Origin of the sequence: Burkholderia sp. Ac-20365, assembly GCF_017104715.1 — a bacterium.
GTDB lineage: Bacteria > Pseudomonadota > Gammaproteobacteria > Burkholderiales > Burkholderiaceae > Paraburkholderia.
In genome coordinates this window covers 36,246-58,663 of record NZ_JAAGPI010000017.1, presented here as the reverse complement: position 1 = coordinate 58,663, position 22,418 = coordinate 36,246, and the positions used below count along the sequence as shown (strand labels likewise).

Annotated in this window: 24 protein-coding genes; 17 read left to right on the top strand and 7 right to left on the bottom strand. The window is 62.7% G+C overall.

The window, feature by feature from the left end; translation table 11 throughout:
- Positions 1-7: 7 nt before the first annotated feature.
- Both G3O01_RS25630 and G3O01_RS25625 read right to left on the bottom strand, forming a co-directional pair.
- Positions 8-1,360 (bottom strand): MFS transporter, encoded by a 1,353-nt coding sequence (locus tag G3O01_RS25630; protein ID WP_205809347.1) that lies wholly within the window; start codon positions 1,358-1,360, stop codon positions 8-10.
- Between the two features lie 142 nt (positions 1,361-1,502).
- The gene (locus G3O01_RS25625; RefSeq protein ID WP_205809338.1) at positions 1,503-2,321 is read right to left on the bottom strand and encodes a helix-turn-helix transcriptional regulator; all 819 of its coding nucleotides are present in this window, start codon (positions 2,319-2,321) and stop codon (positions 1,503-1,505) included.
- A 252-nt stretch (positions 2,322-2,573) separates the two neighbouring features.
- On the opposite strand from G3O01_RS25625, the gene G3O01_RS25620 reads away from it, so the two are divergent.
- The 9 genes from G3O01_RS25620 (at position 2,574) to G3O01_RS25580 (ending at position 9,400) form a co-directional block, all read left to right on the top strand.
- Entirely contained in the window at positions 2,574-3,968 is a 1,395-nt protein-coding gene (locus tag G3O01_RS25620; protein ID WP_205809336.1) for a selenium-binding family protein, read from the top strand.
- Positions 3,969-3,987: 19 nt separating this feature from the next.
- Positions 3,988-4,599 (top strand): hypothetical protein, encoded by a 612-nt coding sequence (locus G3O01_RS25615; protein WP_205809334.1) that lies wholly within the window; start codon positions 3,988-3,990, stop codon positions 4,597-4,599.
- Positions 4,600-4,775: 176 nt separating this feature from the next.
- Positions 4,776-5,171, top strand: coding sequence for a VOC family protein (locus G3O01_RS25610; RefSeq protein ID WP_205809332.1), 396 nt, complete (start codon positions 4,776-4,778; stop codon positions 5,169-5,171).
- A 121-nt stretch (positions 5,172-5,292) separates the two neighbouring features.
- On the top strand, positions 5,293-6,405 hold the full coding sequence (locus tag G3O01_RS25605) for a BMP family ABC transporter substrate-binding protein (protein ID WP_205809330.1): 1,113 nt from the start codon (positions 5,293-5,295) through the stop codon (positions 6,403-6,405).
- Positions 6,406-6,439: 34 nt separating this feature from the next.
- Complete coding sequence (locus G3O01_RS25600; protein ID WP_205809329.1) at positions 6,440-6,982, top strand: nucleoside deaminase; 543 nt, start codon at positions 6,440-6,442, stop codon at positions 6,980-6,982.
- An 87-nt stretch (positions 6,983-7,069) separates the two neighbouring features.
- Entirely contained in the window at positions 7,070-7,420 is a 351-nt protein-coding gene (locus G3O01_RS25595; RefSeq protein WP_205809327.1) for a hypothetical protein, read from the top strand.
- Positions 7,421-7,586: 166 nt separating this feature from the next.
- On the top strand, positions 7,587-8,156 hold the full coding sequence (locus G3O01_RS25590; protein WP_205809325.1) for a cytochrome b: 570 nt from the start codon (positions 7,587-7,589) through the stop codon (positions 8,154-8,156).
- 65 nt (positions 8,157-8,221) lie between these two features.
- The gene (locus tag G3O01_RS25585; RefSeq protein ID WP_205809323.1) at positions 8,222-8,785 is read left to right on the top strand and encodes a YceI family protein; all 564 of its coding nucleotides are present in this window, start codon (positions 8,222-8,224) and stop codon (positions 8,783-8,785) included.
- A 36-nt stretch (positions 8,786-8,821) separates the two neighbouring features.
- Positions 8,822-9,400 carry a YceI family protein gene (locus G3O01_RS25580; RefSeq protein ID WP_205809321.1) on the top strand — a complete coding sequence of 193 codons (579 nt, stop codon included), beginning with the start codon at positions 8,822-8,824 and terminating at the stop codon, positions 9,398-9,400.
- An 863-nt stretch (positions 9,401-10,263) separates the two neighbouring features.
- Here the strand turns inward: G3O01_RS25580 and G3O01_RS25575 are convergent.
- On the bottom strand, positions 10,264-10,632 hold the full coding sequence (locus tag G3O01_RS25575) for a nucleotide pyrophosphohydrolase (RefSeq protein WP_205809319.1): 369 nt from the start codon (positions 10,630-10,632) through the stop codon (positions 10,264-10,266).
- A gap of 16 nt (positions 10,633-10,648) precedes the next feature.
- Positions 10,649-13,138, bottom strand: a complete 2,490-nt coding sequence (locus G3O01_RS25570; protein WP_205809317.1) for a penicillin acylase family protein — start codon at positions 13,136-13,138, stop codon at positions 10,649-10,651.
- 148 nt (positions 13,139-13,286) lie between these two features.
- Here G3O01_RS25570 and G3O01_RS25565 point away from each other — a divergent pair, with 148 nt between their 5' ends.
- The 5 genes from G3O01_RS25565 to G3O01_RS25545 all read left to right on the top strand — a co-directional run bounded on the left by G3O01_RS25565 (position 13,287) and on the right by G3O01_RS25545 (position 16,595).
- Positions 13,287-13,874, top strand: coding sequence for an XRE family transcriptional regulator (locus G3O01_RS25565; protein ID WP_205809315.1), 588 nt, complete (start codon positions 13,287-13,289; stop codon positions 13,872-13,874).
- The gene (locus tag G3O01_RS25560; RefSeq protein WP_205809313.1) at positions 13,871-14,401 is read left to right on the top strand and encodes a GNAT family N-acetyltransferase; all 531 of its coding nucleotides are present in this window, start codon (positions 13,871-13,873) and stop codon (positions 14,399-14,401) included. Before G3O01_RS25565 ends, G3O01_RS25560 begins: the two co-directional genes overlap by 4 nt.
- Positions 14,402-14,539: 138 nt before the next feature.
- Positions 14,540-15,004 (top strand): hypothetical protein, encoded by a 465-nt coding sequence (locus G3O01_RS25555; protein ID WP_205809311.1) that lies wholly within the window; start codon positions 14,540-14,542, stop codon positions 15,002-15,004.
- Positions 15,005-15,204: 200 nt separating this feature from the next.
- A complete protein-coding gene (locus G3O01_RS25550) occupies positions 15,205-15,732 on the top strand; it encodes an ankyrin repeat domain-containing protein (protein ID WP_205809309.1) in 528 nt (175 codons plus the stop codon).
- Positions 15,729-16,595, top strand: coding sequence for an LD-carboxypeptidase (locus G3O01_RS25545; RefSeq protein ID WP_205809307.1), 867 nt, complete (start codon positions 15,729-15,731; stop codon positions 16,593-16,595). Before G3O01_RS25550 ends, G3O01_RS25545 begins: the two co-directional genes overlap by 4 nt.
- On the opposite strand, the gene G3O01_RS25540 is transcribed toward G3O01_RS25545, so the two are convergent.
- A complete protein-coding gene (locus G3O01_RS25540) occupies positions 16,592-17,122 on the bottom strand; it encodes a hypothetical protein (protein WP_205809305.1) in 531 nt (176 codons plus the stop codon). The genes G3O01_RS25545 and G3O01_RS25540 overlap by 4 nt on opposite strands.
- A gap of 234 nt (positions 17,123-17,356) precedes the next feature.
- Here G3O01_RS25540 and G3O01_RS25535 point away from each other — a divergent pair, with 234 nt between their 5' ends.
- The 3 genes from G3O01_RS25535 to hpnR all read left to right on the top strand — a co-directional run bounded on the left by G3O01_RS25535 (position 17,357) and on the right by hpnR (position 20,944).
- The gene (locus tag G3O01_RS25535) at positions 17,357-18,658 is read left to right on the top strand and encodes a sugar efflux transporter (RefSeq protein ID WP_205809303.1); all 1,302 of its coding nucleotides are present in this window, start codon (positions 17,357-17,359) and stop codon (positions 18,656-18,658) included.
- 34 nt (positions 18,659-18,692) lie between these two features.
- On the top strand, positions 18,693-19,175 hold the full coding sequence (locus tag G3O01_RS25530; protein WP_205809301.1) for a cupin domain-containing protein: 483 nt from the start codon (positions 18,693-18,695) through the stop codon (positions 19,173-19,175).
- A gap of 227 nt (positions 19,176-19,402) precedes the next feature.
- Positions 19,403-20,944, top strand: a complete 1,542-nt coding sequence (gene hpnR / locus G3O01_RS25525; protein WP_205809299.1) for a hopanoid C-3 methylase HpnR — start codon at positions 19,403-19,405, stop codon at positions 20,942-20,944.
- 37 nt (positions 20,945-20,981) lie between these two features.
- On the opposite strand, the gene G3O01_RS25520 is transcribed toward hpnR, so the two are convergent.
- Both G3O01_RS25520 and G3O01_RS25515 read right to left on the bottom strand, forming a co-directional pair.
- The gene (locus tag G3O01_RS25520; protein ID WP_205809297.1) at positions 20,982-21,722 is read right to left on the bottom strand and encodes an SDR family NAD(P)-dependent oxidoreductase; all 741 of its coding nucleotides are present in this window, start codon (positions 21,720-21,722) and stop codon (positions 20,982-20,984) included.
- A 114-nt stretch (positions 21,723-21,836) separates the two neighbouring features.
- Positions 21,837-22,118 carry a DUF6723 family protein gene (locus G3O01_RS25515; RefSeq protein ID WP_205809295.1) on the bottom strand — a complete coding sequence of 94 codons (282 nt, stop codon included), beginning with the start codon at positions 22,116-22,118 and terminating at the stop codon, positions 21,837-21,839.
- Positions 22,119-22,418 lie beyond the last annotated feature (300 nt).

The following is a 22,418-nucleotide window of genomic DNA, read 5'->3' as shown; positions in this document are numbered from 1 at the left end:
GATTGCTTCAGGCAAGCCGCGTGTTCGGCGTCTCGCGTTTTTCGATCGGCAGCAACGTCACGATGATGACGCCCACCACCAGCAGCACCGCCGAATACACCAGTCCCGCCGAGAAACTATGGGTCGCGTCCTTCAGCCAGCCGACGATCAGCGGATTCAACGCCGAACTGATATTGCCCGTCGCGTTGATCACCGCAATGCCGATAGCGCGTGCGCGGAAGCTCAGTGCGTGATCGGGCGTGGTCCAGAAGATCGACATCGCCGTGTACGAACCGGCCGACGCGAGGCACACGCCGAGCATGCGCAACGCCGGATTCGCCGAATACGCAGTGCACAGCCAGCCGGCGGCAGAGAACAGCATTGGCAGCATCAGATGCCATCTGCGTTCCTGTTTGCGGTCCGAGCGGCGTCCCCACCAGATCATCGCGATGATCGTGCAAATCTGCGGAATCGCGGCGAGCAGGCCGATCGTGCGGTTGCTCGCATCGGCGCTGAAGCTCTTCACGATCAGCGGTGTCCAGACGGCGACCATCGCCAGCGTATTCACGAGGCAAAAGTATGCAATGGCGAACTTCACGACAGTCGGCGACAACAGTTCGCTGACGATGCTTTTCGAAGCGCCCGTCTGCACGCGTTCCTTATGCTCCGCGGCAAGCGTCGCCGCAAGCGCACGCTTTTCTTCGTCATCGAGCCAGCGCGCGTGCTTCGGACTGTCGTCGAGATACCCATACACGACGAGACCGAGAATCGCCGACGGCAAGCCTTCGAGCAGAAACAGCCATTGCCAGCCCTTCAAACCAAGCGTGCCGTCGAGTCCAAGAATAAAACCCGACAGCGCCGAGCCAACCGCCGCTGTCACAGGCATCGCGATCATGAACAGCGCATTTGCGCGCGCCCGATACGCGCCCGGAAACCAGTACGTCAGATACAGCAGAATGCCCGGCAAAAAGCCTGCTTCCGTCACGCCGACCAGAATGCGCAATACGTACAGCGTGCCGGGACTGGTTGCAAACATCGTCGCCGTCGACGCGAGTCCCCACGCAATCATGATCGTGCCGATCCACCTGCGCGCACCGATGCGCGCCAGCACGACGTTGCCCGGAATGCCGAACGCGATGTAAGCGACGTAGAAAAGCGTGGTCGCAAGACCGAACTGCGTGCTCGAAAGGCCGAGGTCTTTCATCATCGTCAGGCCGGCGAAGCCGATGTTGATGCGGTCGAGGAACGAGAAGAAGAACAGCACGAACAGGAACCACAGCAGATGCCGCGATACCTTGGCGATCACAGGCTGTTCGTGCGCGTGCAGTGCGGTGGTGTCGGGCGCCGCATGCAGCGCACCGGCTCGCGAGGAGGTGTCCATACCGTTGTCTCCGATGTTGTCGCTTTCTGATGCGTCGGAGTATGGAGCGCGGCCGCGCGCCGCCTGTCCTCATTTTGGGTACAAACCGAAGCCCTCACAGGCCTGGGGAAAACGCGGATCGCTCAGAGGAAACGGTGAAGCGTCAGACCTTGCCCGGCCCGATGCACAGCGCAAACAGTTGCCGCTGGCTCGAAATGCCGAGCCGCCGGAACGCGCGCTTCTGATACGTGACGACGCTCGTCGCCTTGATGCCCATCGTGTCGCCGATTTCCTGCGCGCTGCGCCCTTCGAGCACGCCCGTCAGCACGTCGAGTTCGCGCTTCGACAGTTCGGGACAGAGACCGCGCACGCGCGCGAGCATCAAATGCGAAATGGCCAGATCGCGCTGGCCGCAGATCGCGTAGTGATGTTTCGCCGCGTGCGCGATCAGCGGCGCCATCGCTTCGATCAACGCGATCTCGCGTGGATGGTAGTTGCCGAAGCGCTGGTCGCGATACAGGTTCACGGAGAGCCAGATATCGGCTGTCGGCTGCACGAGCAGCGACACGCGGTCCGATACGTTCGGCTGCTGATAGCACGCGGCGCGATACGCTTCGTTGAGGATGTCATCGCTGGTCTGCTGATGCAGCACGAGCGTCGAGCCGGGCTTGTCGTTGCGCGCCGAAGAAACGATCTTCTGGTTGCCGTCGAGCGCATAGAAATGGCGCGCATACGTGTCGGCGACGTCGCGCAGAAAACGCCCGCCGCGATGATCCGCCACCGATACCGTGCGCGGCCGGTTGCCGAACTCATACGCGAAGATCGTGCACTGCGAAATCGCGGCGATGTCGCCGAGCAGCTTCAGCACTTCGGCGGCAAGCGCATTCGAATCGTCGCTGCCGATCGACGAGACGAGCCCCGTCGCGCGGCTGAGATCCAGCTGCCCTTGCGAGACGGGACGGTCGAGACGCCATGAACGCATGATCGGAGTGTGGCTTTGCGGGTTTGAAGCGCGGCAGATAACGAGGAATCGCCTCATTCTAATCTGCGTAGCGATTACGCATATCTGCCGACGCTACGACGTCCAGACCGATGCGATCACATCGTTCGCGCGAACAGTCCCGCAAGCCGCCGCGAAATTGCCTACAGTGAAAAGCTCCAACGTTCGCGCCGTTTTTATCCATGGCGCGAGCGACCCGCGTGCCGCATCGCAACATCCTCCGGAGAGTGAGATATGGCGACCTGGAAACCCGATCCGACCTTCTACCCTTCCGCGCGCATGGCCGGCAGCGCGCCAAAGGAAACCGTCGCGTATGTGGCGAGCTTCGATCCGTCGCGCGAAACGCCCGACGAACTCGCCGTCGTCGATGTCGATCCGGGCTCGGCGGAATACGGGCGCATCGTCGGCCGTGTGCCGATGCCCAACGCGGGCGACGAACTGCATCACTTCGGCTGGAACGCGTGCAGTTCGTGTCTGTGCCCGAACGCGCCGCATCCGCATACGGAGCGCCGCTATCTCGTCGTGCCGGGGCTGCGTTCGTCGCGCATCCACATTCTCGATACGAAGCCGGACAAGCGGAAACCGAAGATCGTGCGCGTGCTCGAACCTGCTGAAGTCGCGGACAAGGCGGGCTATACGCGTCCACATACCGTGCACTGCGGGCCGGCGGGCATCTATGTGGTGTCGCTCGCGAACGCGCAAGGCGAAGCGCCCGGCGGCATCTTCCTGATGGACCACGAAACGTTCGATATCCGCGGCCAGTGGGAAATCGATCGCGGCCCGCAGGAACTCGCGTATGACGGCTGGTGGCACCTCGGCTACGACACCGTCGTGACGAGCGAATGGGGCCTGCCAGCGACCTTCGAAAACGGCCTCGTGCCGGAAGTGCTGCTCGGCGGGCAGTATGGGCACAGGCTGCACTTCTGGGACATGAACACGCGCAAGCACAAACAGGTCGTCGACTTCGGCGCGGAGAACCAGCTCGTGTTCGAATTGCGTCCCGCACACGATCCGACTAAAGCGTATGGCTTCGTCAACTCGGTGATCAGCCTGAAGGATCTGTCGGCGTCGATCTGGACGTGGTATCGCGACGGCGATCAGTGGGCCGCGCGCAAAGTGATCGAGATTCCCGCCGAGCCCGCCGACGCCTCGCTACTCCCGCCGATGCTCAAAGGCTTCGGCGCGGTGCCGCCACTCGTCACGGATATCGCGCTGTCGCTCGACGACCGCTTTCTGTACGTCTCATGCTGGGGTACGGGCGATCTCCGGCAATACGACGTCTCCGATCCGATGAAGCCGGAACTGACGGGCACGGTGCGCATCGGCGGGATTGTTTCGCGCGCGACGCACGCGGCGGCAGGCGGCCGGCCGCTGAACGGCGGCCCGCAGATGGTCGAGGTGAGCCGCGACGGGAGCCGCGTGTACTTCACCAACTCGCTATACGGTGCGATCGACGAGCAGTTCTATACGGATGGCCTCAGCGGCTGGATGGTGAAGCTCGACGCGGACAAGAACGGCGGCCTCAACGTGGCGAGCGACTTCTTCGTCGACTGGCCGAAGTCGCACCGGCCGCATCAGATACGGCTCGAAGGCGGCGACGCGTCGTCGGATTCGTATTGCTATCCGTGAACATGAGCGTGAGCGAGCAATGAACGGCGTGTGGGCGACGGTGATCGGCAGCGGGATTTTTCATGGCGTGAATCCCGCTATGGGCTGGCTGTTCGCAGCCGCGCTCGGGCTTCAGCATCGCAGCCGCAAGGCCTTGCTGATGGCGCTGCCGCCGCTCGCGCTCGGGCACGCCGTCGCCGTGATGTTCGTGACGACGTCGGCTGTGGCGCTCGGGCTTTTCACGCACACGGAGCATCTGCGGCTCTACATGGGCATTCTGCTGATCGCGTGGGCCGCGTATCACCATTTCTATGGACACCGGCAGCATGTGCGCGTCGGCATGACGGCGGGCTTCGTCGGGCTCGCGCTGTGGTCGGCGGCGATGGCGACGATGCACGGCGCGGGCCTGATGTTGCTGCCCGCGCTGCTGCCGCTGTGCGGCGCGGGTATGCCTGTCGGCAGTTCGCTCGAATCGGTCGGCCAGGTAACGGTCGTGCATACCGTCGTCACGCTCGCGACGGTTGGCGCGATCGCCCTCGCCGCCTATCAGTATCTCGGGCTTGGTCTGCTGCGCCGTGGCTGGATCAATTTCGACTGGCTCTGGTGCGGCGCGCTGACCGTTACGGGCGTGCTGCTGATCGTCACCGGCTAGCCGTGTTCTTGACCGACGCGAAAGCTCCCGAATAACCTCACCTTTAGCTACAGTGCCGTGCGGGTTGCAAGGCAACTCACCGTTGCGCGGCTCCCGAAACGTCTCACCTCAAGCCCATTCGTGAGCCTACCGACTACCGGCAAGCTCACCGTTCACCAAGGCCACGGAGACCCGCGATGACCACCGTCCGCCCGTTCCTGCTGTTCCAGGACCACAACGCCGAAGACGCGATGAAGTTCTACGTGTCGCTGTTCGACGACGGCAAGATCGTCGAAATCGTCCATTACGCGTCGGATTCGCCGGGGCAGGAAGGTTCGGTGATGAAAGGCACGTTCGAGATCGCGGGACAGACGGTGATGTGCACCGACAGCATCGCGAAGCACGACTTCGCGTTCACACCGGCGTTCTCGCTATTCGTCGATTGCGATTCGCAAGCGCAGCAGGAGCGGCTGTGCGCAGCGCTGTCCGAAGGCGGCGCGCAACTGATGCCGCTCGACAACTACGGCTTCAGCCGCCGCTTCGCGTGGGTCAGCGACCGCTATGGCGTGTCGTGGCAACTGAACCTGCCTTAAATGGTCCGCGCGGCATCCGTCATATCAATTCCGTTATGGAGCGCATAACGGATTTCAATTTCGACCTCGATATTGGCTTACGAACATCTTCGCTGACACTTTTCCCGTCTCCGGAGATTTCATGAAAACAAGAATGGCCCGCGCAGTCTTGCGCTCGCTGCGCGCCCCGGCCGCGCTCCTCGCCACGTTCGGCGCCGCCGCGGTCCTCAGCACCGCCGCAACCGCCGCTGAGCCGATGGGCGTCGCGTTCGTCTATCTCGGCAATCCCGGCGATGCCGGCTGGACCTACGCGCACGAGCAAGGCGTGAAAGCGATCGAAGCGAAGTATGGCGACAAGATCAAGGTCACGCGCGTCGAGAACGTGCCGGAATCGGCGGATTCGGAACGCGTGTTCCGCGATCTCGCGAGCAAGGGCAACAAGATCATCGTCGGCTCGAGCTTTGGCTTCCAGGACTTCGAACTGAAGACCGCGAAGGATTATCCCGACACCGTCTTCGAGCACGCGACGGGCTACAAGAAGGCCGCGAACTTCGCCACGTATGACGTGCGCACGTATCAGAGCGCGTATCTCGCCGGGCTGGTCGGCGGCTACACGACGAAGTCGAACACACTCGGCTTCGTCGCGTCGGTGCCCGTGCCGGAAGTGGTGCGCAACATCAACGCGTTCACGATGGGCGCGCGCTCGGTCAATCCGAATGCGAAGGTGAAGGTGGTATGGATCAACACATGGTTCGATCCGGGCAAGGAAAAGCAGGCTGCCGAAACGCTGATCGGCCAGGGCGCCGACGTGCTGATCCAGAACACCGATTCGACGGCCACGATGCAAACGGCCGAGCAGAAGAAGGTGCACGCATTCGGCTGGGACTCGGACATGAAGCAGTTCGGCCCGAACGCGCAACTGGGCGCATGCGTGAGCTATTGGGGCGTCTACTATTCGCATCTGATCGATCAGGTGCAGTCGGGCAAGTGGACTAATGCGCCGACGTGGTGGGGTCTCAAGGAAAAGGCAATCGATCTCGCGAGCATCAACACGCAAGCCGTGTCGCCGACTGCGCAGAAAGCGCTGGCGCAAAAGCGTGATGACATCATCGCGGGCAAGTTCGATCCGTTTGCCGGGCCGATCAAGGATCAGGGCGGCGTGATCAAGGTGGCGGCGGGCAAGTCCCTGTCGGATGCGGATCTGCTGCGCCTGAACTGGTTCGTGCAGGGCGTCGACGGATCGCTGCCGAAGTAAGCGCGAACGCGACCATATACGGAGGAGACACCGTTTGAGCCTGACCACTTCATCACAACACAGCGCGTCGGACTTCCCCGAACAGGGGCTTGCGCCGACGCGCGAACAGATCGTGCGCCATCTGCGCCGTGCGAGCGTCGTCGCGGAACGCGCAACGCTGATGGGCCATCATCCGTTTGGCGCGATACTCGTCGGCCCGGATCAGGAGACCGTGCTGATCGAGCAAGGCAACGTCGATACCGTCAATCATGCGGAATCGGTGCTTGCGCGTATCGCGGCGCTCAACTTCACGCCGCAGTATCTGTGGAGTTGCACGCTCTATACGACCGTCGAACCATGCTGTATGTGTGCCGGCACGGCGTATTGGGCGAACATCGGCCGCGTGGTGTTCGGGATGACGGAAGAGCGTCTGTTGCAAGCAACCGGCAATCACGCGGAGAACCCGACCATGAGCGTATCGTCGCGATACGTGTTCGATCATTGTCAGAAGCGCGTCGAACTGATCGGGCCTGTCGCCGAAGTCGAAGAAGAAATCATGCAGGTTCAGCGCGCTTTCTGGGCTTCGCGTTCTGACTGAGCGTGTCGATTCGTTGATTTTTCTCAGTGTCGAAAGGCACCATTCGGTGCCTATACTCGGCTCCATCGCTGGCTACTCTCCACAATCATGGACGCCCGGGTTTTGCTCATACCGCTTTGCATCGTCACGCTGACGTACGACATAATTGCGCGGGCCGCCGAGCGTGCCGACGCGCCCGTCACCACCTATCGCAGCCCGCTTCAGAAGAACTTCTATTCATCCAGCGCTGCGTCACCCAAAGACACCTCGGACTTCGACCGACGTTGCAGGGAACTCATGCATATCTATGTCGAGTCGTTCAGGCCACCGCAGCAGGATCGGACGAACGCGGTTGTGCCGAGGTTCTTAGGCAATAACGGTGAGCCTGAAACAACCTTGCAGGGCTACTTCAAACGTCAGGAAGCGGAAAAGGCTTATCGTGCAGCCCGATGTGACTAATCGGCGTAATTGTTAAGTGGATTTCCTGCACCACCGCAACAATCTGTTCTTCCCGATATAGCTATTCATAGGCATATTCGCCCACTACTATTCGCGTTCAATCAGAGGCGGCGTCATTGCGTCGCACTCTATAGCGAATTGATTACGCGAAGTTCATCGATTGCCTATGACGTCCCACGCTTCATTTCAAAGCGCCAGCAAGCCGCTGCGCTATAGCCGCACAGCCATCGCATTGCACTGGCTGGTTGCGCTGCTGATGATCTGCGGCTTCTATCTCGGCTGGATCATGACGGACATTCCGGGCTTCACGCCGACGAAGCTCAAATACGTGTCGTGGCATAAATGGATCGGCGTCACCGTGTTTGCGCTCGCCGTGCTGCGCGTGATCTGGCGCGCAACGCATGCAGCGCCGTCGATGCCCGCCGCGATGCCCGCATGGCAAAAGGCCGCGGCGCACGCAACGCATGGCCTGCTTTACGTGCTGATGCTTGCGATTCCGCTGACCGGCTACTTCTTCAGCTCGGCCGCGGGCGTGCAGGTTGTGTACCTCGGCGTGTTGCCGCTGCCTACCTTCATCGGCCCGGACCACGCGCTGAAGGCAATCTTGCGCATCACGCATATCGCGTTGAATTACACGCTGCTTGTGCTCGTCGCGATGCATGTGCTGGCGGCGCTCAAGCATCAGTTCATCGAACGCGACGGATTGCTTGCACGCATGATTCCCTTCCTCAAATGAGCGCGGTTTTCAGGGCGCTTTCACGTTGAACTTATGTTGGACTTAAGCTGAGTCATCGAATGAACATGAAGAACATCACTTACCGCCGTGTGCTCGCGGGCGCTGCCGCCGTTCTGTTCGCCGCCGCGCTGCCGGCCTTCGCGCAGGTCGATGCTGGCAAGAGCACGGTCGTCGCGACGTCGAAGCAGATGAACGTGCCTGTCGACGGCACGTTCAAGAAGTTCAGCGCGCAGCTGACGTTCGATCCCGCGAAGCCGACGGCAGGCAGCGCGAACCTGTCGATCGACACGGGCAGCTACGATCTCGGCGACGACGAATACAACAAGCAGGTGCGCGGCAAGGAATGGTTCGACAGCGCGAGCTTCCCGCAAGCCACGTTCGTTTCGACGGCGATCGCACCGGCGGGCGGCAACCAGTACAAGGTCACGGGCAAGCTGACCATCAAGGGCAAATCGCAGGTTGTCACCGTGCCGGTTGCGATCACGCAGCAGGGCGCGACGCAGACCTTCGACGGCTCGTTGCCGATCAGGCGGACGGCTTACGACGTTGGCACGGGCGAATGGAAAGACACGTCGGTGGTTGCCGACGACGTCGTCATCAAGTTTCACATCGTCGCCGCAAAGCATTGAGCGCGCGGGGCACACTCATCAATTCAGGAGAATAACGTGAAGAAACAACTGTTGATCGCAGCGGGCGCGCTGATCGCTGGTATGTCGTTCAATGCAATGGCAGCCGATACGTATCAGCTGGATCCGAACCACACGTACCCGAGCTTCGAAGCCGATCACTTCGGCGGCATTTCGGTGTGGCGCGGCAAGTTCAAGAAGTCGAGCGGCGTTGTCACGCTCGATCGCGCAGCGAAGACGGGCACGGTGGACGTGACGATCGATACGACGTCGATCGATACGGGTAACGACAAGCTCGACAAGCATCTGCAAACGCCGGAGTTCTTCGATGCTGCGAAGTATCCGACGGCGACCTATAAGGGCACGCAGATCCGCTTTGACGGCGACACGCCGGTTGAGGTGATCGGTACGCTGACGCTGCATGGCGTGACGAAGCCGCTGAACCTGAAGATCGATTCGTTCAAGTGCTTTATCAACCCGATGCTCAAGCGTGAAGTGTGTGGCACGGAGTCGAGCGCGACGTTCGATCGCGCGGACTTTGGGATTGATTGGGGTAAGGCGTATGGGTTCAATACGAAGACCGTGTTGCATATTCAGGCTGAAGGTGTGAAGCAATAAGCACTTCGTGCTGTGAGCCGCCTTCGGGCGGTTTTTTTGTTTTTGTTCTGGGATTCGCGGTTTTGTGTTTGTTCTGGCATCCGCGGTTTTGCTTTTGTTCTGGCATCCGCGGTTTGTCTTGCCTGCTTCACGCGTCGCCCCTGTGCGGGGCGGCACCTACTTTTCTTTGCCGCGGCAAAGAAAAGTAGGCAAAAGAAAGCCGCTGAACACCGCTAATTCTTGTTCCTGCCTGAGGGCCCCCAACGGGTCTTCCGCTTCACACGACAACCTGCTTTTCACTGCCCGTTGCCAACGCTCTTATTGAGCGCCTCACCCGCTTCACACTCCCGCGTCACCACATATGCGATCAAATCGCTCCCGTTCTATAGCGGCAAACTGTGTGTAGGGTTTCGCGGCGTACACGCACTCACTCCGGACTGAAAAAACACGGTCGGTGTCGTAAGAGCGCTGAGGTGTGAAGCACTACGACCTACACACAGTTTGCCACCTGGGCGGCCGTAACCATTCGCTGCCGTTTGCTGCGCTACGGGTGCTTGAAGTCGGTGAGGCGCCTGTTCGAAGCGCTGGCAACGGGCATTGAAAGGCAGAAAGCCGATTGAGGCGGAGGAACTGTTGGGGGCCCTCAGGCGGTGGTCAAGAGCGGGCGGTGTTAGCCCGCTTTCTTTGCTTACTTTCTTTGCGGCGGCAAAGAAAGTAAGTGCCGCCCCGCACAGGGGCAACGCGTGAAGCACGAAGGCAAATCGCGGATGCCAGCGAAAGCGAAAGCGAAACCAAAACCAAAACCAAAACCAAAACCAAAAAACCAAAACACCCCCGAAAACCCTCACCTAAAACCCAGCCAGGTCCCCGGCAAACAAAAACCATCACTCACCGTACTCCGAGTACTTGCGCGAATCGCCGCGCACCTTATGCGCCGGATACTTCACGCAATTCAGCTCAATCTTCTCCAGCACAGCCGCATACAAATCGACATCAAGCCGATCGGCAAGCATCACAAGATAAGCAAGCACATCAGCCATCTCATGACGAACCGCCACCAGCTTGTCGTCATCGAGCTCGCTCTTCTCCCCCGACTGCAGCCACTGAAACGGCTCGAGCAGTTCGCTCGCCTCGACACTCAACGCCGTCGCGAGATTCTTAGGCGAATGAAACCGCGACCAGTCGCGCTCGCGAACGAATTCCCGCAACAAATCCCGCACCGCGAGCAAATCGCTACTGCGTTCCTTCTCCATACACTCACTCCAGAATTCATTGTCCCGTCCGGCTGAGTACCAGCCGATGCACCGGCACGCCCGGCAGAAACGACGTCTTCTCGCCGCGCACCCACGCTTCGTGACCGGCAAGAAAATACGGCGACATCGGATGCCCCGACTGTCCGCCCGGCATTTCGAAGATGCCGCTCTGCTCGCGTCCCGGCGATACGACCATCCGCTCCGACGCACCGAAGTTCGGCGTCTGCACGCGCGGCATATTCATGTCGCCCGGCAGCGCGTCGTGCGGCGCGCTGAGCCAGCCGTGCACCCAAGGCAGCCAGGCCGGCACGATACGCGCAAACGGATGCTCGATGGCCGCGCGGTTGCGCTCGCCCCAGCGCGCGTCCTCGACCGGCATGCCGGCGGGCAACTGCGCAATCGTGCGATCAATGCGGTCGAGCACGAATGCGCGCCAGTCCGCGAAGCCATCCGGCACCCACGCGTGATGCTCGGCGAGCGTCTCCATCACCGCTTCGTAGCGCGAGTTCGCCACACGCAGACTGAGCGTCAGATTACCGATGCCGCCGCCCGGCACCGCGCCCGCGAGGTCGACATCGAGCCTGCCGAACCACGCGTCGTACAGCGAGAAAAAGAAGCCGCGCGTAAGCCGATAGCCGACCGCATCGGTATCCGCGCGCCCATTCCATGCGACGAGTTGCTGCCGGAACGCCGCGCGCTGCGGATGCCCTTCCAGCGCACCGGCATCGAGCGCGTCGAGCGCGACGCGCCGCCACACTTCGATCCATTGCGCCCGGTCGTCGGTCTGGATCGACAGCATTGCGTGTTCGTCGGGACTCGGCGCGGCGAGCAGATCGTCGCGAATCTGCGAGGCGCGCGCGCCGAGATCCGCCCCTGAATCGCCGATCAACGCGGCTTCGCCCGACATGATCACGCGGTTGTTCGCCGTCCACAGGCGGCCGAGCGGCGGATCGACGCGCTTCGGATACGACGCGGGCGACAAATAGCGCTGCCAGCCTTTGTATGTCGACGAATCGTAGGGTGTGTCGCTGTCGGGTCCGCTTTGCGTGTCGCCCGGATTGCGCTGCGGCAGCGGACCCGCGAGCGTCCAGCCAATCTTGCCGCGCGAATCGGCAACCATGAAATTCTGCGTCGGGATGCCACTGGTTTGCGCGACGCGCAGCGCTTCGTCGATCGTCTTCGCGTCTTCGAGTTTTTGCAGATTGAGGTTCACCGCCTCGGGATCGTGCGCGACCCAGCGCAACGCATACGCACGCGCGCCGATCGTCAGCTCCGGTCCCCAGCGCGTCTCAACGACCGGCAAGTCGACACTCGCGCCGCCCTTCACATCGATACGCTCGTGATAAACCGTCGCGCGCGCCCACGTGCCGTCGGGCATGCGGTATTGCAGCGGATCGGCGGCCTTGCGATGCAGTTCGATCAGGTCGATGTAGCGGCCGTAGCTGTTCGTGAAGCCCCACGCAATCTTGCCATTGCTGCCCACCGTCACGGTCGGCGTGCCGGGCAGCGTCACGCCCGTCAGCGTGTGCATCGGCAGATCGTCGCCCGCGGGCCACATCAGCGACACGCGGTACCAGATGTTCGGCAGCGACAGCCCGAGGTGCATGTCGCTCGCGAGAATCGCGCCGCCATGCGCGCTGTGTGCGCCGTCGACGACCCAGCCGTTGCTGCCGACGGCCGAGTCGCCCGCATCGTCGATAGGCTCGCTTGCGATGCTCGCGGGTTTCGGCGCTGCCAGCCAGTCGGGACGTGTGGAAGGAATACGCGCCGGTGCGACGTGCGGCGTCGATGCGCTGTCGAACGGCGCGTCCCAATGGCTCGCGGCAGGCAGCAAAAACGCGTACAGGTCGTCGCTCACACGGTCGCGCAGCACAGCGCGCGTGAGAATGCGGCGCGTCTCCGACGATTGCAGATCGAAGTACATCGCGTAGACGACCAGCAGCGAATCTTCGGCTCGCCACGGCTGTGGCTGCGTACGCAGCATCCAGTATTCGAACGGCCGCGACGACAGCGCCGCCAGCCCGGCATTGACACCCGCCGTGTAACGCTCGAGCCGTTCGCGCTGATCGGCGGGCAGCGCTTCGAGGATCGCATGCGCGCGCGCGCGGAAACGATGCAGGCGGTTGCGCCGGTCGAGTTCGAGCGCATTCGGCCCGACCAGCGCCGACATCTCGCCCGCCGCGACGCGCCTGAGCAGGTCCATCTGAAGGAAGCGGTCTTGCGCGTGCAGAAAGCCCGTTGCGTACGCGACGTCGTCGCGGGTTGCCGCGTGGATGGTCGGCACGCCGAGCGCATCGCGCTCGATCGTCACCGCCGACGACAGCGACGGCGCGTGCTGCGTGCCGTCGAGCTGCGCGAGACTGCCGCGCAGCAGCAGCCAGCCGCCGAGCAGCGCCGCGCACAGCAACACAACGATAAGACCCGCCAGCACGAGCGCGGCAAGGCCGACGGTTCGACCGATCGATCGGCTTGACGACTGACTCGAGACGGCGGGACGTCGGCTCATCGCTGGAATCGCAGTTGTTCAGGAAAGTCCCGACGAAACCGGGACGTCCGGGCATTGTGCACGAAGCAGTTTGCGCACTCACATTCGACTGTAGCGAAAGCGCACGCTATCCAACATACTGGAATTTTGATCCAGTATGCTAACGTCCATGGACATCAATACCCTGATTGCGCGCCGCGTGCGCGAACTGCGCGACTACCATGGCCTGTCGCTCGAGGCGCTCGCCGAACGCAGCGGCGTGAGTCGCTCGAACATCTCGCTGATCGAGCGCGGGCAGAGCAGCCCGACGGCGGCCGTGCTCGACAAACTGGCCACGGCGCTGGGCGTCGCGCTCGCGTCGCTGTTCGAAGCGCCGGCCGCAGCCGTTGCGTCGTCGCCGCTCGCGCGCGCCGCCGAGCAGGCCGTCTGGACGGATCCCGCGTCGGGTTACGTGCGGCGTGCGCTGTCGCCAGCGCTGCCGTCGCCGATCCAGTTAGTGGAGGTTCACTTTCCTGCCGGGCAGCGCGTGGCGTACGAGACAGGCGCGCGCGATGCCGAAATCCATCAGCAGATCTGGCTGATCGAAGGCGCCATGGAAATCAGCGCGGGCGACCAGCATTGGCGGCTCGAAGTGGGCGATTGCGTGGCGATGCGCCTCGATGCCCCAACCGTGTTCCACAACCCGACCCGCAAGCCGGCGCGCTACCTGGTCGCGCTGTCGACGCTGCCTTTTACGCCCGTCAGGAGAAGCGCATGACAGACGAAGCGATACGCGTGCGGCGCGTCAGCGCGCGCGAGGCCGCGCAGTGCATCGAAGCACTGGCGGATGTTTTGATCGATTGCGTGGCGGGCGGTGCGTCGGTCAGCTTCATGTGGCCGCTTCCGCGCGACAAGGCGGTTGCGTTCTGGCAGAAGGTGGCGGAAGGCGTCGAAGAAGGCGAACGCGCGCTGCTGGTCGCGCAAGATGCCGACGGCCGCATCGCCGGCACGGTTCAGCTCGTGCTTGCGCAGCCCGACAACCAGCCGCATCGCGCCGATGTCGCGAAGATGCTCGTGCATCGCCGCGCACGCCGGCGCGGCGTCGCGCATCGGCTGATGGCGGCCGCCGACGACGTCGCCCGTGACGAAGGCAAAACCGTGCTCGTGCTCGACACCGTGACGGGCGGCGACGCCGAGCGCGTGTACGAGCGCGCGGGCTGGCAGCGCGTAGGCAACGTGCCAGATTATGCGTTGATGCCGGATGGATCGTTTTGCGGCACGACCTTCTATTTCAAGCATCTCTGAAGCGGCCATTCAGCGCGCGATGAAAAAATCGGAAACATGAGGTTCGACAAACGTTTGCGGTTTAGGGAAATCAGCCCTTAACCTTTTCCGCCACGCGCCGATATCGCTAGAGCATTCCCAATTTTCTTCTCAGGCGACATGGCCAAGACCCTTCCGTTTCCCGGCGGCAACCAGGCAGCGCGCGCGCGGCAAGCAAAGGCATTGCTGCTGCCGATCCCGCGCAGCATGGCCGTCGAACTGATCCTGCCCGTCCACATCGCGCTCGACGCGCTGCGCCGCGGCGCAGGCAGCATGAGCGCCGTGCAGACACTCACGCAGACGATGCTGCTGACCGGCTTCCTGTGCGACCTCGGCTACGGTGAGATGACTTACGAGCAGCTGCGCACCGCCGATCACGCGCTCGCCGTTACGTTCGAGCGCGGCCGCGTGAGCGACGAATGGCGCTTCGACGAAGCGCATCTCGAACTGTTCTCGTACATCGTCAGTACTTACGACGCGCAATTGCAGCGCGCGCCGCTCAGCGCGCTAACGGATGCGAGCGCGCAACTCGACCGCATCATCGCCAATGGCGACGCGCAGCCGACGCTGCGCAAACAGGCGTAACGGCGACGCGACACACGCTCCCGAAAAGCCTCACCGTTGTCTCATCGTCAGGCACGCGCACGAACACCGGCTCGCCGCGCATCGCTTCGCGCGCGATGCGCGAGCCGGGCAAGCGCAGCAGCAAACATGCATTGCCTGTATCCTCTGCTGTACCCGACGCGCCACACATGGCGAACGTTGCCCGACAGTGGAGAGGCTTCATGACAGACGACAAGCGCAGCCCCGAGGACATCGATCCTGAGCTGCTCGAAGTGGCGCGCGAAATTTTCGACGCTGCCCGGCGCGGCGAAGCGAACATGCTGGCCGCCGTCATCGAGAAAGGCGCGCCGCCGAATCTGCGCAACGAGAAAGGCGACAGCCTCGTCATGCTCGCCGCGTATCACGGCCATGCGGACGCCGTGCGCGTGCTGCTGGAACGCGGCGCGGACCCGAACCTGCGCAACGACAACGGACAGACACCGCTCGCGGGCGCGGCTTTCAAGGGCTTCAAGGATGTCGTGCAGACGCTGCTCGCCAATGGCGCGGACGTCGAAGGCGCATCGCCCGATGGACGCACCGCGCTGATGGTCGCCGCAATGTTCAATCGCACGGAAATGGTCGAATTGCTGCTCGCGCATGGCGCCGATCCGAACGCGCGCGACGCGAACGGTGTGTCAGCCGCCGACGCCGCAAGCCGCATGGGCGCGCCCGAAACCGCTGCACTGCTCGCGAAGAAGGCGGGCGCATGACACTGGAAGGCAAGACCGTTGCCGTCGTCGCGCCGGCAGGCGTGCCCGATATGGAGCATGTCGAGCGCAGCGTTGCATTGCTCGAAAGCTGGGGCCTGCGCGTGCAGGTCGGCGCGCATGTGCGCGACCGCTTCCGCTATCACGCGGGCAAGCATGAAGACCGTGCTGCGGATCTGCATCGCGCGTTGACCGATCCCGCCGTCGATATCGTGTGGGTCGCGCGCGGCGGCTACGGCAGCATTTATACGCTGCATGCCGTGCCCGAAACCGTGCCGTGCGCGAAAACGCTCGTCGGATTTTCGGATGCGACTGCACTATTCGGTGCGCTGCATGGCAAGCCGAACGTGCGCGTCATTCACGGTCCAACCTTGAACGGACTCGCGACGAAACACGACGACGCATCGCGCGCAAGCGTGCTCGCCGAGTTGCGCGAAGAGCGCGCCGCGCCCGTGCCGTTGCAACGTCTATATGGTTCGGATGCGCGCCGCGTCGAAGGACATGTTGCCGGTGGCAACATCACCGTGATGGCGAGCCTCGCCGGCACGCAGTGGCAGGCGAGTTGCGACGGCGCCATCGTGCTGCTCGAAGACGTGACCGAGCTTGCCTACCGGATCGACCGCAGCATCATGCAGTTGCGCGAAGCGGGCGTGTTCGACGGCGCGCGTGCATTCGTGCTCGGCGAATTCGTCCGCTGTCCGTTGCCGCAAAACGCGGACTTCACGCTGCATGACATGCTCGTCGATCTGCTGAAGCCGTACGACGTGCCGATTTACGCAGGCTTTCCGATCGGCCATGGTACGCAGAACCATGCGTGGACCTATGGCGCGCCTGCCGCACTCGAAGGCGATCAGCTGGTGCGCTAGCGCGTCAGTTGAGTAACGATGCGCCGGATCGTTTCGATGTCCGGTGCGTCTTCTTTCAGCGCTTCGCGCGCGCACCACGGATACGGCAAGCGGCTCACCCAATGCAACACGCTATCGGCCTGCGCTGCGGGTAGCGTCGCCATCTCTTCGATCGTGATGTGCAGCCGCGTCACCCGCGACGTTTGCATGTCCCCCGTCCAATCGTATCGTCCATAACCGGTGCGCGCTGCGCCTGTCGACTTCTCTGTCATGCAGACGAGCCAGTCGCATGAGAACGCGTGCTGGTCATCGGCAGGGATCGCGCCGACGCAAAACGTGTACACGTTCTCGTACTTCAGTGCGAAGTCGCTTACGAGCACCGCTGCAATCGCATCGCGGCCCTGCGTTTCCTGCGGAAAAGTGATCGAATCTGTCTTCACCGTCATAGCGAGCGACGCATCGTGCGCGAACGCATTCATCAAGAGATGCGGACGATTACCGTCTTTCGCCAATATGTAGGATTCGATTGCGTCTTTGAGTTGCGTCATTTGTCAGAGCGCGTCAGCGTAACGAGCCAATCAGTCTAAGCGCTTCACTTCGTTGCAATGCGCTTGCCCTTGATGCCGTGCGGGCTTCTGCCGCTTTTTCGAATGCGCCGCGCATTCTTTGCACAACATGACGAAACCAGCGTTGCGCGCGATGTGCATTGCGGCCGACAATGCCTTTTCCGTGCGCCATTCCCCGCTCGTGCACGCATCCCACAGTTCGAACACGCGCCCTCGATGAACTCCCGCTTCGCCAGTCTCACGCGCATTCATTCTTTCATGCCGCTTGCCGGCGCGACGCTGATGCTGGGCATCGCGATGTCGTTCACCGCGCCGTATCTGTCGTTATTCGGCGTCGAGCAGGCTGGCATGACGCCGCTGAAACTCGGTCTCTTCATGACGCTGATCGCGGCAAGCGGCGTGGTCGCAAGCGCGTGGGCGGGCAAATGGTCCGACAAGCATGGGCATCATCGCGGCTTGCTGCTTGCAGCGTTGATCGCGGCGTCCCTTGGCTTTCTGCTGCTTTGTTTCGTGCGCAACTATCCGACGCTGCTCGCGATCGGCGTTGCGTTTCTCGGCGCGGGCGGCTCGGCAATGTCGCTGGTGTTTTCGTTCGGCCGCTCGGCGCTGCCCGTGCACGACGAAGCCGAACGCTCGTTTGCACTGGCAACACTGCGCACGGTGCTGTCGATGGCTTGGGTGTTCGGGCCGTCGGTCGGCGCACTCGTGCTGGCGGGCGCGGGCTTTTATGGGCTCTTTCTGTTCGCGGCCGCATGCTTTGCTGCGTGCGGCGTGATCGTGTGGCGCATGCGCGAGTCGCCCGCGGGCGATCCGCACAGCACGCCCACGCACTATGCGGGCGACCCGGCGTCATCGCTCGAAGTGACGACGGTGACCGAACCTGCCGAACCGCCTCCGCCCTCGCCGCCTCATGCGCCCGGCACGCAGCGGCAAATCTGGCGCTCCGTCGTCGCGCTGACATTGATCGGCCTCGCCGCGAACGCAACGATGATCGTGTTGCCGCTTTATGTCGTGCATGGCCTGAAAGGCACGCGGCTCGATGTGTCGATCATGCTCGGCCTCGGCGCATTCCTCGAAATCCCGATGATGCTCGCGCTCGGCGCGCGCGGCTCGACGCTCAACAAGCTGCGATGGCTTGCGGCGTGCGCGGCCGTGCATGTCGTGTATTTCATTGCCGTCGCGGCGGCGGGCACGATCGATGTGCTGATTCCGATGCAGGCGTTCAACGCGTTCGTCGTGGCCGTCACGTCGTGTCTTGGCATGACGTATATGCAGGATCTGATGCCGCGCTCGCCGGGCGCGGCGACGGCGCTGTTCTTCAACGCGTCGCGGGTCGGCTCGATTCTGTCGGGCGTGTTGTCGGGCGTGCTGGTCGCGGGTCTTGGTTATCGCGGGACGTTTCTGGTCTGCGGATGCCTTGCGCTCGGTGCGCTGATCCTGTTCGCCGATCCACCGTGGAAGCGCATGGCGTTGCGCGTGCGAGGGTGGTGGGAAGAGTGGCGGGATCGCGGGCAATGAGTATCGTCGATGTTCAATCCAATGGAGAACCGTCATGAGCCGTCCGGATTTCATCAAGCACTGGACTGAACTCGAAGATCCGAAGCCGCATGTCTATCGCGGCGATACCGAACCCATGGCGCTCGACTCACCGCTTTCCGCCGCGCTCGGCATCACGCGCATCGGTATTCACCATGTGAGGGTTCCGCCCGGCCGAAGGACGTCGTATCCCCATGCCGAGAGCACCGAGCAGGAGTTCGTGTTCGTGCTCGAAGGCACGCCCGACGTGTGGATCGACGGCACGCTTCATCGCATCGGTGAAGGCGACTCGGTCGCGTTTCCGGCAGGCACGGGCATCTGTCATACCTTCATCAACAATACGAAGGAGGAAGTCCGGCTGATGGTGATCGGCGAACGTCCACGCGACGATAACCGTGTCCGGTATCCCGTCAACGAAGCGCATGAACTTACACGCGCGGATCGCTGGGTGGACTGGCCAGAGCGGCCGCTTGGCGACCATAACGGCAAGCCGGATTGACCTGCGCGCAAGCCGCGCGCCAGCTCCCGAAAACCCTCACCTTACCCGCTCACGCCCGCCACCAGGCAGACCCATCCGATGACAAGTAGAATCAGGTAGAGCCCACTGCGGTGAGGTCCGGCAGGACGCACAGGCTCAGCAGTCGACCCGTACCAGGGATACCAGTCACGAAAGCCCGGCGCGGCACGTCCAGCACGCGCGCGCCCTTTCCGACGCAAGGAGATCTCATGAAGGTGCTCGCTGTTCACCCCAGTGGCCTGATGTACACCCGCGTGTATCTGCGCCTCGAACCGCTCGGACTCGAAACGGTCGCCGCCGTGATACGCGAAGCCGGCCACGATATCCGCCTGATCGACCTGCAGGTCGAATCCCATCACGCGCTGCACAAACTCGTCGGGACATGGCGGCCCGACGTCGTCTGTTTCTCCGGCAACTATCTTGCCAACATTCCCGAGATCATCGATCTGTCGAAGGCGATCAAGGCGCAGTTGCCGGGCTGCTTCGTATTCGTCGGTGGACACAGCGCGTCGTTTACGGCACGCGATATGCTGCGTCACGCGCAAGGCGCGATCGATTGCGTGCTCAAAGGCGAAGGCGAAGCCAAAGTAGTCGAACTGCTCGCCGCCGTGGCGCGCAAGGACGAGCTGCTGCGGATTCCCGGCGTCATCACGCGCGAAGGCGAAGGGCCGCCGCCGGGCTTTGTCGAAAGCCTCGATCAGATACGTCCCGCGCGCGATCTGCTGCGGCATCGCCGCAAGTACTTTATCGGCGTGCTCGATCCGTGCGCGTCGATCGAATTCGCGCGCGGCTGCCCGTGGGACTGCACGTTCTGCAGCGCGTGGACGTTCTATGGGCGCAGCTATCGTTCGCGCAGCCCCGAAGTGGTCGCCGAAGAGCTGGCGTCGATCCGCGAGCCGGGCGTGTTTATCGTCGACGATGTCGCCTTCGTGCATGCCGATCACGGCATGGCGATCGGGCGCGAAGTGGAGCGGCGCGGCATCCACAAGAAGTATTACCTCGAAACGCGCGGCGACGTGCTCCTGCGCAACAAGGAAGTGTTCGAGTATTGGCGCAAGCTCGGCCTGCAATACATGTTCATCGGACTCGAAGCCGTCGACGCCGAAGGGCTGAAGGCGTTTCGCAAACGCATCGATGTCGACAAGAACTTCGAGGCGCTCGCGTTTGCGCGCTCGCTCGGCATCACGGTGGCCGTCAATCTGATCGCCGATCCGGACTGGGATCACGCACGCTTCGAGACGATCCGGCAATGGTGCCTGGAGATTCCCGAGATCGTGAACATCAGCGTGAATACGCCGTATCCGGGCACGGAAATATGGTTGCGCGAGCAGCGGCAGCTGACGAGCCTCGACTACCGGCTCTACGACATCCAGCACGCCGTGCTGCCGACCAAACTCCCCTTGCCCGAGTTCTACGCGGAACTGGTGCGCACGCAGCAGGTGCTCAACCGCAAGCATCTCGGCTGGGGCGCGCTGTATCGCGCGGCTGGCGAAGCCGCTTCACTGCTGATGCGTGGACAGACGAACTTCGTGCGCATGCTGTGGCGCTTCAATTCGGTGTTCAATCCGAATCTGCAATTGAGCGACCACGCGCGCGAAGTGCGCTACGAGATGACGCCGCCGCCCGCGCAACGGCCCGAAGAAAGCAACGTGAAGGTGCTGTACGTGCACGGCCCGACGGGACGCAAGGGCCGCAAGATCGACGACGCAACCGAAACCTTCGTCGATCAGAGCCGCATGGGAACGGGCTGATATCGGTCCAATCGCGCGGACTAAATGGCGAGCGCGATCAGAACGGCTCCTTGAACGGCCGCAGATCTATTTCGTGCGTCCACGCGGACGGATGCTGTAAATGAAGCTGCCAGTACGCTTCGGCGATGGCATCGACATTCAGCAAGCCGTTCTCGCCGCGCTCGGCGGCCGCTTGCGGACGCCGGCTATGCAGACGCTCCCCGTCGATACCGCCGTCGATCACCACATGCGCGACATGCAGCCCGAGCGGCCCGAACTCGCGCGCCATACTTTGCGCGACCATCCGCAGCCCCGCTTTTGCCGCGGCGAAATGCGCGAAGCCGGGCTTGCCGCGCAAGCTTGCCGATGCGCCCGTGAAGATCACCGTGCCGCGCCCGAGCGGCGCGAGACGTCGCGCCGCTTCGCGTCCCACCAGAAAACCGCCGACCGGCCCAGAGCGCAGGAAATCCAGCATCTGCGCTTCCGTGAGATCGACAAACGGAACGTGCAGGTTGTTGCCCACGTTGTAGATCACGAGCGAAGGGACGTCGACACCGTCGGGCGGGGACATCGCCTTATCGAACAGGCGCACCACATCCGCTTCCGACGCGCCGTCCATTGCAAATGATTCGGCCGATCCGCCGTGGCTCGCGATGTCGTTCGTCACGGCATCCAGCTTCGCCTGCGTGCGCCCTGCGACGTACACGTGATATCCGTTGGCGGCAATTTTCCTGCACAGCGCCGCGCCCAGACCGAGTTCGGCGCCGACGCCGATCACCAATGCGCTGTTTCGCTTCATCGCGTGTCTCCGTTGTCCTCTCGCGCAGGCCGCGCGGGAATTGTCGCGTGATTATAGGCAGCGGGGGCGCGCGGCTGCCCGTGAACTGCCACGCGCGCGGCAACGGCATACGCGTCAGGGCTCCGGATTGTCCAGGTCCGATTGCACGACCGTTTCGCCATGGCGTTGCGCCGCCTCGCGCGCGAGGTCGCCGTCGATGAACGGACCGATGTCGGGTGCGCCCGTGAACGGAAACAGCAGCCGGCCGTCCGTCTTGCGCACGACCTTCAGCTGGCCCATATACGAACCGTCCGTCGTGCGACGGTAGGTTGCGTAGATCTGATAGTCGTCCTTCGACTCGGGCTTCGCGGCCACAGCGTTGCGCGCTTTCGGGAAAATCATCCGTGGCCTTGTCATCTTGCACTCCCGTACTGTGGATGCCGGGTTCGGCGCTTATGCCGGCATACCGGTTGAAATGACGCATCCGTAATCGCGCTGTGTGCGCGGGCGAATGCGCGACGATTCGATTCATGCGTTGTTACCAGCGCGGCAAAAATTGCCGCTGTTGCACTGCATGCGATGGAAACGGCATGCACGCGGACGGTCCAGCTTTCAGCGTCCCTGTCCGTTCTTTCAGCAAGCGACGTACCGCTTTTCGGCCAACGCTTCACGCGCGAGCGTCTGGTGCGATTCAGGACCTATGGCGAACGTGCCGGG